The 9787-nt window shown below is 68.3% G+C and carries 12 protein-coding genes and 1 riboswitch; of the genes, 10 read left to right on the plus strand and 2 right to left on the minus strand.

From position 1 onward, the window contains the following. Window positions 1-8 precede the first annotated feature (8 nt). Window positions 9-1751 carry a proteasome ATPase gene (gene arc / locus ACFVWG_RS17960; RefSeq protein WP_391544417.1) on the plus strand — a complete coding sequence of 581 codons (1743 nt, stop codon included), beginning with the start codon at window positions 9-11 and terminating at the stop codon, window positions 1749-1751. A 9-nt stretch (window positions 1752-1760) separates the two neighbouring features. Here the strand turns inward: arc and ACFVWG_RS17965 are convergent, their stop codons facing one another. After that, window positions 1761-2057 carry a hypothetical protein gene (locus ACFVWG_RS17965; RefSeq protein ID WP_391544418.1) on the minus strand — a complete coding sequence of 99 codons (297 nt, stop codon included), beginning with the start codon at window positions 2055-2057 and terminating at the stop codon, window positions 1761-1763. Window positions 2058-2153: 96 nt separating this feature from the next. Between ACFVWG_RS17965 and ACFVWG_RS17970 the strand changes: the two genes are divergently transcribed. Continuing rightward, window positions 2154-2486 (plus strand): hypothetical protein, encoded by a 333-nt coding sequence (locus ACFVWG_RS17970; protein ID WP_391544419.1) that lies wholly within the window; start codon window positions 2154-2156, stop codon window positions 2484-2486. Between the two features lie 34 nt (window positions 2487-2520). Here ACFVWG_RS17970 and ACFVWG_RS17975 read toward each other — a convergent pair whose 3' ends face one another. Beyond that, on the minus strand, window positions 2521-3006 hold the full coding sequence (locus ACFVWG_RS17975) for an NUDIX hydrolase (RefSeq protein ID WP_391544782.1): 486 nt from the start codon (window positions 3004-3006) through the stop codon (window positions 2521-2523). An 82-nt stretch (window positions 3007-3088) separates the two neighbouring features. On the opposite strand from ACFVWG_RS17975, the gene dop reads away from it, so the two are divergent. From dop to ACFVWG_RS18015, 8 genes are all read left to right on the plus strand, one after another. After that, window positions 3089-4609 (plus strand): depupylase/deamidase Dop, encoded by a 1521-nt coding sequence (gene dop / locus ACFVWG_RS17980; protein ID WP_391544420.1) that lies wholly within the window; start codon window positions 3089-3091, stop codon window positions 4607-4609. A 69-nt stretch (window positions 4610-4678) separates the two neighbouring features. Further along, window positions 4679-4888 carry a ubiquitin-like protein Pup gene (locus ACFVWG_RS17985; RefSeq protein ID WP_132411737.1) on the plus strand — a complete coding sequence of 70 codons (210 nt, stop codon included), beginning with the start codon at window positions 4679-4681 and terminating at the stop codon, window positions 4886-4888. Window positions 4889-4896: 8 nt separating this feature from the next. Then, entirely contained in the window at window positions 4897-5739 is an 843-nt protein-coding gene (gene prcB / locus ACFVWG_RS17990; RefSeq protein WP_391544421.1) for a proteasome subunit beta, read from the plus strand. A 24-nt stretch (window positions 5740-5763) separates the two neighbouring features. Beyond that, window positions 5764-6624: a proteasome subunit alpha gene (gene prcA / locus ACFVWG_RS17995; protein WP_391544422.1), complete on the plus strand. Its 861-nt coding sequence runs from the start codon at window positions 5764-5766 to the stop codon at window positions 6622-6624. Continuing rightward, entirely contained in the window at window positions 6621-7235 is a 615-nt protein-coding gene (locus ACFVWG_RS18000) for an NUDIX hydrolase (protein WP_391544423.1), read from the plus strand. Before prcA ends, ACFVWG_RS18000 begins: the two co-directional genes overlap by 4 nt. A 10-nt stretch (window positions 7236-7245) precedes the next feature. Further along, window positions 7246-7336, plus strand: a riboswitch (ZMP/ZTP riboswitch). Between the two features lie 23 nt (window positions 7337-7359). Beyond that, window positions 7360-8226, plus strand: a complete 867-nt coding sequence (locus tag ACFVWG_RS18005) for a bifunctional 5,10-methylenetetrahydrofolate dehydrogenase/5,10-methenyltetrahydrofolate cyclohydrolase (RefSeq protein WP_391544424.1) — start codon at window positions 7360-7362, stop codon at window positions 8224-8226. Between the two features lie 41 nt (window positions 8227-8267). Next, window positions 8268-8636 (plus strand): chorismate mutase, encoded by a 369-nt coding sequence (aroH, locus tag ACFVWG_RS18010; RefSeq protein WP_391544425.1) that lies wholly within the window; start codon window positions 8268-8270, stop codon window positions 8634-8636. Beyond that, entirely contained in the window at window positions 8633-9697 is a 1065-nt protein-coding gene (locus ACFVWG_RS18015) for a prephenate dehydrogenase (RefSeq protein ID WP_391544426.1), read from the plus strand. The genes aroH and ACFVWG_RS18015 overlap by 4 nt, the downstream gene beginning before the upstream one ends. Window positions 9698-9787: the final 90 nt, after the last annotated feature.

Genomic DNA, 9787 nt, shown 5'->3' on the forward strand with positions numbered 1-9787 from the left:
GTGAGGTGATGATCGTGGCTGGAGACGAGAGTCCTACCGCGGCAGAGCTGCGTAACCAGGTCCGGTACCTGGAGGCCGAGGTCGCAGCGTTGCGGCGTCGGTTGTTGGAGCACCCGGCTGACAGCCGGTCGCTCGAAAGCAGGCTGTCCGAAACACAGGCCTCCTTGGCGAGTGTCACCGCTCAGAACGAGCGGCTGGCCGACACGCTGCGGGAGGCGCGAGAGAAGATCATCGCCCTGAAGGAGGAGGTCGACCGGCTGGCGCAACCGCCGTCCGGATTCGGCACCTTCCTCGGCCGCAACGACGACGACACGCTGGACGTGTTCACCGGGGGCCGCAAGCTCCGGGTGGCGGCCAGCCCGTCGATCGACCTGGACGAGCTCAAGCTCGGCCAGGAGCTGATGCTGAACGAGGCGCTGAACGTGGTCGAGGTCTGCGACTTCGAGGTCGTGGGCGACGTGGTGATGCTGAAGGAACTGCTGGCCGACGGCGAGCGGGCACTGGTGATCGCGCAGGCCGACGAGGAACGGGTCGTCCGGCTCGCCTCGCCGCTGCTCGACATCGCGCTGCGCACCGGCGACTCGCTGCTGCTGGAGCCGCGCTCCGGCTATGTGTACGAGAAGATCCCGAAGTCCGAGGTCGAGGAGCTGGTCCTCGAAGAGGTGCCGGACATCGACTACACCCAGATCGGCGGCCTGGCGGGCCAGATCGAGCAGATCCGGGACGCGGTCGAGATGCCGTACCTGCACAAGGACCTGTTCCTGGAGCACGAGCTCAAGCCGCCGAAGGGTGTCCTGCTGTACGGGCCTCCGGGCTGCGGCAAGACGCTGATCGCGAAGGCGGTCGCGAACTCGCTGGCCAAGAAGGTGGCCGAGCGGACGGGTGTCGAGGGCAGGTCGTTCTTCCTCAACATCAAGGGTCCCGAGCTGCTGAACAAGTACGTCGGCGAGACCGAGCGGCACATCCGCCTGGTCTTCCAGCGGGCCCGTGAGAAGGCGTCCGAGGGGATGCCGGTGATCGTGTTCTTCGACGAGATGGACTCGCTGTTCCGCACCCGCGGCTCCGGTGTCTCCTCCGACGTCGAGAACACCATCGTCCCGCAGCTGCTCAGCGAGATCGACGGTGTCGAGGGCCTGGAGAACGTGCTGGTCATCGGCGCCTCGAACCGTGAGGACATGATCGACCCGGCGATCCTGCGGCCGGGCCGGCTGGACGTGAAGATCAAGATCGAGCGTCCGGACGCCGAGGCGGCCCGGGACATCTTCTCGAAGTACCTGACCACCACGCTGCCGCTGCACGCCGACGACCTCGGCGAGTTCGGTGGCGACCGGCGGTCGTGCGTGAACGGGATGATCCAGCGCACCGTCGAGCGGATGTACACCGAGGCCGACGAGAACCGGTTCCTCGAGGTCACCTACGCCAACGGTGACAAGGAGGTCCTGTACTTCAAGGACTTCAACTCGGGCGCGATGATCCAGAACATCGTCGACCGGGCCAAGAAGATGGCGATCAAGGCCTTCCTGGACGAGAACCAGAAGGGTCTGCGGGTGCAGCACCTGCTGCAGGCGTGTGTCGACGAGTTCAAGGAGAACGAAGACCTCCCGAACACGACCAACCCCGACGACTGGGCCCGCATCTCCGGCAAGAAGGGCGAGCGGATCGTCTACATCCGCACGCTCATCTCCGGCAAGCAGGGCACCGAGCCGGGCCGGTCGATCGACACAGCGACCAACACCGGTCAGTACCTGTAAGGCGTTACCTCAGCTGCCCCGAAGCCCCTCTGGCTTCGGGGCAGTTGCCGTTCGGGCCTGCCAGCGGTTGACCGCCAGCGGAGCCGCGGCGGCGACGCCGGCCTTGGCGAAGACGATGAGCCACAGGCCGGCCAGCACGAACAGCTCATGCGGCCGCATCCAGCGGTCCAGGCTCGTGCCGAAGGTGTTCAGTAGCCAGCCGCCACCGACCAGCCAGTAGGCGCTCAGGACGGCGTACAAGGCTCCGAGGGCACCGATCGTCCACGCGGCGGTGCTGGCAGCAGTTCTGGTGAGTTCGCGACGCACGCGGAGGAGTCTCTCAGGGGCACTGTCCGGAGGCTGGGGAAGGGTAGGGGTTTCCCCCGATAGCTGTGGCAGGCGGCCGGTCCTACCGTGAACGGTATGGCGACGGACGAGGTGCGCAAGGACCTGCGAGCGGCAGTAGCCGCCCGCCAGGAGCTGGGGGCGGAATACGAAGCAGAGATCATCGAAGGCTTCCTGGAACGCCTCGACGCCCAGCGCCGCGCCACCGTCGTACCGGCGCAGCCGCAGCCCCCGGCCAACCCGAGCCGCGAACGCGACCCGGGCGGCCTGGCACTCGCGATCGTCTCGATGGGCGTCGCCATCCCGATCACCGCGATCTCGGCCAACATGGTCGGCTTCACCGGCGTCGTGGTCAGCTGGGCCGGCCTGGTCGGCATCAACCTCGCCCGCGCCTGGGGCCGCCGCCGCTAGCGCACGCAGGCGATGCCACCTGCCGATGGTTGCATCAGAGCAGGTCGCGGATGTACGCGCCGAGGAGTGCGGTGGTGTCCGGGACGAAGGACCACTCGCCCAGACGTCGTACAAGCTCTGATGGGGTCATCCAGGCGCCCCAGGCGACCTCTTCGGGCTGGTGGGTGACCGGGCCGTCCCAGACGCAGGTGTAGAGATAGGCGTGGTAGTTGGTGAAGTCGTCGGCGTAGTCGCCTTCGGGCAGCTTGGTGAGCTCCACGCCGCTGATGCCCAGCTCCTCGGCGAGCTCGCGCACCACCGCGTCGTACGGGTCCTCACCGGCGTCGATGACGCCGCCGGCCATGAAGTCGTAGCAGGCCGGGTAGACGTCCTTGGTGTCGGTACGGCGATGCACGTAGATGTCGCCGGCCGCATTCCGGACGAGTACGCCGGTCGCGGAGTGGCGCAGGTTGTCGCGGCGCATCACCGATCGCGGCTGTGCATCGATGACCACGTTGTCGTCGCTGAGAATCGCCACCATTTCGTCCACGCGGGCAGTCTCACACGAGCGCCTGTGGACAAAGCACCCCGGTTTGGGGGCGGAACCGCGTAGGCTCGTGAGCATGAGTGTGCGGCGCATTATGGGGACCGAGACCGAGTTCGGCATCTCGGTGCCCGGCCAGCCCGGGGCCAACCCGATGCTGACCTCGAGCCAGGTGGTGAACGGCTACGCCCAGACGCAGCCACTGGCGCGCAAGACCCGGTGGGACTTCGACGAGGAGCACCCGCTGCGGGATGCGCGGGGCTTCGACCTGAGCCGGGAGGTGGCCGACACCAGCCAGCTCACCGACGAGGAGACCGGCCTGGCCAACGTCATCCTCACCAACGGCGCCCGGCTGTACGTCGACCATGCCCACCCGGAGTACTCCGCCCCCGAATGCACCAACCCGCGCGACGTGGTGGTCTGGGACAAGGCCGGTGAGCTCGTGATCATGGAGGGCGCGCGGCAGGCCCGGCAGATCCCCGGTGCGCCGCAGCTGAACCTCTACAAGAACAACACCGACAACAAGGGCGCGTCGTACGGGTCGCACGAGAACTACCTGATGCGCCGGTCGACGCCGTTCGCGTCGATCGTGCGGCACCTGACGCCGTTCTTCGTCAGCCGCCAGGTCGTCACCGGCGCGGGCCGGGTCGGGATCGGCCAGGACGGCGGCACGAACGGGTTCCAGATCAGCCAGCGCGCGGACTACTTCGAGGTCGAGGTCGGCCTGGAGACGACGCTGAAGCGGCCGATCATCAACACCCGCGACGAGCCGCACGCGAACCCGGACCGCTACCGCCGGCTGCACGTGATCATCGGTGACGCGAACCTGTCGGAGATCTCGACGTACCTGAAGGTCGGTACGACGTCGCTGGTGCTCGCGATGATCGAGGACGGCTGGCTGACCGACGACCTGGGTGTCGACCGCCCGGTGCAGGCGCTGCACGAGATCAGCCATGACCCGACCTGCCTGCATCTGATGACGCTGAAGGACGGCCGCAAGCTGACCGCGGTCCAGTTGCAGACGGAGTATCTGGAGCAGGCGCGTAAGTACGTCGAGGACAAGTACGGCGACGACGCGGACCGCCAGACCAAGGACGTGCTGTACCGCTGGGAGCAGGTGCTCGACCAGTTGGCGATCGATCCGATGAAGCTGGCCGACCAGCTCGACTGGGTCGCGAAGTACAAGCTGCTGCAGTCCTACCGCGACCGCGACGGCCTCGAGTGGGACGACCCGAAGCTGCACCTGGTCGACCTGCAGTACGCGGACCTGCGCCCCGACAAGGGCTTGTACTACAAACTCGTCAGCTCCGGCCGGATGAAGCGTGTCGTGACCGACGAGGAGATCCGGATGGCGGTCTCGCACCCGCCGACCGACACCCGCGCCTACTTCCGCGGCCGCTGCATGCAGCAGTACGCGCCGCAGGTCGCGGCCGCTTCCTGGGACTCGGTGATCTTCGATCTGCCGGGCAAGGAGTCGCTGCAGCGGATCCCGACCCTGGACCCGCTGCGGGGCACAAAAGCCCATGTCGGTGCCCTTCTGGACCAGTGCGACACCGCGAGTGACCTGGTTCGCACCATCACTGGGGGTGCCGCCGGGTAGGGTCGCTCTTAGAAGCAACGGGAGAGCGGTTGGGCGTCTCTTCCACTGCGGTTCTAGGAGGTGTGAGCGATGGCGAAGGACGGCGGGCAGCAGCACAAGCAGCCGAAGCGTTCGACGACCGAGGAAGAGGTCGAGCAGTCGACCACGTCGGAAGACGTGGCCGAGCGCAAGGAACGGCTCGACGAGGATGTCGACTCGATCCTCGACGAGATCGACGAGGTGCTCGAGGAGAACGCCGAGGAGTTCGTCCGCGGGTTCGTGCAAAAGGGTGGGGAGTGAACCGCTCGATGACATTTGATGCCTCCGGCAGGTTGCCGGAAGCCTTCCTGACCCCAGGTGGCACGTCGTTCATGGACTTCCTGGCCGGGCACGCGCCCGACCTGTTGCCCGGACGGCGCAGCCTGGGGCAGGCCGACTTCTCCGACCACGTCCCGCACGGTACGACGATCGTCGCGCTCACCTTCGCGGGTGGCGTGGTGATGGCCGGCGACCGGCGGGCCACGATGGGCAACATCATCGCCTCGCACGACATCGAGAAGGTGTTCCCCGCCGACGAGTACTCGGCGGTCGCCTTCGCGGGCTCGGCCGGGTTCGGGATCGAGATGGTCCGGCTGTTCCAGGTCGAGCTCGAGCACTACGAGAAGCTCGAGGGCACCACGCTCAGCCTGGACGGCAAGTCCAACCGGCTGAGCGCGCTGATCCGGGGCAACCTGGCGATGGCGATGCAGGGGCTGGCCGTGGTGCCGCTGTTCGCGGGCTACGACCCTGACCGCAAGGGCGGGCGGATCTTCTCCTACGACGCCACCGGCGGCCGCTACGAGGAGACCCACTTCCACAGTGTCGGCTCGGGCTCGCTGTTCGCCCGGGGCTCACTGAAGAAGCTCTACCGCGAGGATCTGTCGGCGACCGACTGCGCGATGGTGGCGATCCAGTCGCTGATCGACGCTGCCGACGACGACTCGGCGACCGGCGGCCCGGACATGCTGCGGCGGATCTTCCCGGTGGTCGGCGTGGTCACCGCCGACGGCTACCAGCGGCTGCCCGAGGACGAGGTCGCCACGCTGGTCGACGCGGCCTGGGCGCAGCGCCACGTGCGCCCCGACGGCCCCGCTTCGGCGTCCCTGACCTGATCCCCATCGACTGATAGAGGACGAATGAGCACGCCGTTCTACGTATCCCCAGAACAGCTGATGCGCGACCGGGCGGACTTCGCCCGCAAGGGCATCGCCAAGGGCCGCAGCGCGATCGCGCTGCAGTATGCCGACGGCATCCTGTTCGTCGCGGAGAATCGTTCGCCCGCGCTGCACAAGGTGGCCGAGATCTACGACCGGATGGCGTTCGCCGCGGTCGGCCGCTACAACGAGTTCGAGAACCTGCGGATCGCCGGCGTGCGCCTGGCCGACATGCGCGGGTACTCCTACGACCGGCGCGACGTCACCGGCCGGGCGCTGGCCAACGCGTACGCGCAGACCCTCGGCGCGATCTTCTCCTCCGGTGGCGAGAAGCCGCTCGAGGTCGAGATCCTGGTCGCCGAGATCGGCGCCTCCACGGCCGACGACCAGATCTACCGGCTCACCTACGACGGCTCGATCGCCGACGTCCGTGGCTATGCGGTGATGGGTGGCCAGGCCGAGCAGGTCGCGGAGTATGTCGGCGAGCACTACTCCGAGGGCATCTCGCTGGCCGGGGCACTGCGCCTGGCCGTCGACGCCCTCGGTCACGACAGCTCCGAGCCGCGTGAACTGACCTCGGACCAGCTCGAGGTCGCCGTACTGGACCGGACCCGGACCCAGGTGCGGAAGTTCAAGCGGATCTCGGAGGAGACGCTCGCCCGGATCCTGTCCGAGTCCCAGCCGGCCGCCGACATCGAGGAGGCCACCGCGGAAGCCGCTGCGTCGGCCGACGCCGAGCCGGCCACCTCGGCTGGAACGTCGTCAGCTTCGTCTTCGTCTTCGGATGATGACGACGCGCCGATCGCTCCGCCGGAGGACCCCGACGACAGTCGTCCGCTGTGACGGACCGAACCACCGACTCAGCCGCCACGTCCGACGTGGCGGCTGAGTTGTCTCGGGCCGCCGACCCGCAGCCGTGGGAGCTGCTGGGGGAGAAGGTCGCCTACCAGCGGTTTCTGACGGTGAAGGTTCGCCGCTACCGGATGCCGAACGGTCACGAGGTCGATTGGGACGTCACCGGCCCGGAGTCCGCGGCGGCCGTCGCGGCCGGTGTCACCGTGCTGCCGCTGACCCCGGACGGCCGGATCGTGACGGTCCGGATGTTCCGTCCCGGTCCGGACAGCGTCGTCACCAACCTGCCCGGCGGCCTGATCGAGCCGGGGGAGGAGCCCGAGGTCGGCGGCGCCCGCGAGCTCGAAGAAGAGACCGGCTACACCTGCGAAAGCATCGAGATCGTCGGCTGGCTCTGGGCCGGTACGTCGTCGACCTTCCGCAAGTACGTCGCCATCGCCCGCGGCTGCCGTCCCGACGGCAAGCAGCAACTCGATGACGCCGAGGACTGCGTCCCGGTCGAGCTGAGCGTCGACGAGTTCCGCGCCGAACTCCGCGCGCCCGGCGGCATGACCGGCACCGACACCGCCTACCTGGCCCTGGATCACGCAGGTCTGCTCTGACGTAAAATAACGCTGGGTCCGCGACTGGCGTTGAGGTGGAGTACCACCGGGGAGCGGCCTGCCGGAGGATCCGGCTGTCGCCGCGCGCCTGGGCACTCGACCTGTTGCCCGAAGGAGTGCGCCCATGACCGCCGAACTGATGATCGGGACCGACCTCGCCGCCGAGATGGTGACGAACGCCGCCGCCCGTGCCGAGAAGCTGCGGGAATCGACCGGGGTGCAGCCGTGCCTCGCGACCGTGCTCGTCGGTGACGACCCGGCCTCCGCGACCTACGTGCGGATGAAGCAGAACCGCAGCAAGAAGGCCGGCATCGGCTCACGCAGCGTCGTACTGCCGGCCGAGACCACCACCGCCGAGCTGATCGCGACCCTCACCGAACTGTCGAACGACCCCGAGGTGCACGGGATCCTGCTGCAGCACCCGGTGCCGAGCCACATCGACGAGCGCGCGGCCTTCGAGGCGATCGACCCGCGCAAGGACGTCGACGGGGTGACCATGCACTCGTTCGCGGCGATGGCGTTCGGGGAGCCCGGGTTCCGGTCGTGTACGCCGGGCGGGATCATGCGGCTGCTCGAGGCGTACGACGTACCGCTGTCCGGAGCGCACGCGGTCGTGATCGGCCGCAGCCCGATCCTCGGCAAGCCGGCCGGGATGTTGCTGCTGGCATCGGATGCGACCGTGACCTACACCCACTCACGCACCGTCGGCCTGCCCGACATCGTCCGTACGGCGGACATCGTGGTCGCCGCGGTCGGCAAGGCGAACTTCGTCCGCGGCGACTGGCTGAAGCCGGGCGCGGTCGTGATCGATGCCGGATACAACGAAGGCAACGGCGACGTGCATTTCGGTGAGGCCTCCGAGGTGGCTCGGTTGATCACCCCGGTTCCGGGTGGGGTCGGGCCGATGACGATCGCGCTGCTGCTGGAGCAGACCGTAGCCGCGGCCGAGGTTTCCGAGACGGCTGTCCAGTCCGTGGAGACTCTGGCCTAGGCTGTAGAGGTTGTCGGAACAGTTTGACGAGGAGGCGTGACGTGGCGGTGCGGGCGATCCGGGGAGCCACCCAACTGGACGCGGACGAGCGCGAGCACCTGCTCGAGCGGACCGCCGAGTTGGTGAAAGCTGTCCTGGAGGCGAACGATCTGGACAGCGCGGATCTGATCAGCATCCTGTTCACCGTCACGCCGGACCTGAGCTCGGAGTTCCCGGCGGTCGCCGGCCGTCAGATCGGACTGACCGACGTACCGCTGATGTGCATGCAGGAGATCGCCGTACCGCATGCTCTCCCGCGGGTGGTGCGGTTGATGGTGCACACCGAGTCGGATCGTTCCCGCGACAAGATTCAGCACGTCTACCTGCACGGCGCGACCGCGCTCCGTCCCGACCTGACAGGCGCCCAGTGACCGAATTACGTGGCCCGGTTCGCATCGTCGGTGCCGGACTCATCGGTACGTCGATCGGCCTCGCCCTGGCCCGGTTGGGTGTCGTCGTGGAGCTGGTCGACGCGAACCCCGACAACGCGCTGATGGCCGAGCGCATCGGTGCCGGATCACGGCTGGTGCAGATCGAACCGCAGCTCGTCGTGGTCGCCGTACCGCCGGACCACGTCGGCTCGGTGATCGCCGAGCAGCTCGCGCAGACCGACGCGATCGTCACCGACGCCGCGAGCGTGAAGTCGAAGCCGCTGACCGATGCCCGGCTGCTGTCGGCGGACCTGACCCGGTACGTCGGCAGTCACCCGATGGCAGGTTCGGAGCGCAACGGCCCACTGGCCGCGCGCGCCGACCTGTTTGACGGCGCCACCTGGGCAATCACCCCGCACGAGACGAGCTCACCCGAGGCCGTTGAGCTCGTCCGCTGCCTCGCCGAGGCGTGCGGTGCGCGGACAGTCGAGCTGTCGGTCGAGGACCACGACATGGCCGTCGCCCGCGTCTCCCACCTGCCGCAGCTGATGTCGTCCCTCGCCGCCGGCACCCTCGTCGACGCCCCGAACTCACACCTGCAACTGTCCGGCCAAGGCGTCCGCGACGTCACCCGCATCGCCGCCGGCGACCCCGGCCTGTGGACCCAGATCGTCTCCGCGAACTCAGCCGCCCTCACCGGCCTGCTCGAGCAGATCCGCGACGAGCTCGACCGCGTACTAGTTGCCCTCGGCAAAGAAGAAGCCGGCGACGAACTCACCTCCATGCTCGCCCGCGGCGTCTCCGGCGCCATCCGCGTCCCCGGCAAGCACGGCGCCCCACACATCGACCTGGTCAGCGTCCTCGTCACCATCCCCGACCGCCCCGGCCAACTCGCCCGCCTCTTCAACGACGCCGCCGCCTCCGGCGCCAACGTCGAAGACCTCCGCATCGACCACAGCCCCGGCCGCCCGGTCGGTGAAGTCGAACTCCTCGTCAAACCCGGCTCCGACGACCAACTGGTCGCCACGCTCACCGACCGAGGCTGGGTCGTCCACCGCTAATCCGCAGTTCGCCCCTTTGTGGAGCCCCGGCGCCAAGGGGCGGCCCGGAGTCTCCACAAACCTGCGCTTCCCGGCCTGCGGCCCGTCCGG

This window comes from Kribbella sp. NPDC058245, assembly GCF_042882005.1.
GTDB lineage: Bacteria > Actinomycetota > Actinomycetes > Propionibacteriales > Kribbellaceae > Kribbella.

Coding starts and splice junctions, on each gene's coding strand:
- arc (WP_391544417.1), top strand. CDS start 9: ATGATCGTGGCTGGAGACGAGAGTCCTACCGCGGCAGAGCTGCGTAAC.
- ACFVWG_RS17970 (WP_391544419.1), top strand. CDS start 2,154: ATGGCGACGGACGAGGTGCGCAAGGACCTGCGAGCGGCAGTAGCCGCC.
- ACFVWG_RS17975 (WP_391544782.1), bottom strand. CDS start 3,006: ATGGTGGCGATTCTCAGCGACGACAACGTGGTCATCGATGCACAGCCG.
- dop (WP_391544420.1), top strand. CDS start 3,089: ATGAGTGTGCGGCGCATTATGGGGACCGAGACCGAGTTCGGCATCTCG.
- ACFVWG_RS17985 (WP_132411737.1), top strand. CDS start 4,679: ATGGCGAAGGACGGCGGGCAGCAGCACAAGCAGCCGAAGCGTTCGACG.
- prcB (WP_391544421.1), top strand. CDS start 4,897: ATGACATTTGATGCCTCCGGCAGGTTGCCGGAAGCCTTCCTGACCCCA.
- prcA (WP_391544422.1), top strand. CDS start 5,764: ATGAGCACGCCGTTCTACGTATCCCCAGAACAGCTGATGCGCGACCGG.
- ACFVWG_RS18005 (WP_391544424.1), top strand. CDS start 7,360: ATGACCGCCGAACTGATGATCGGGACCGACCTCGCCGCCGAGATGGTG.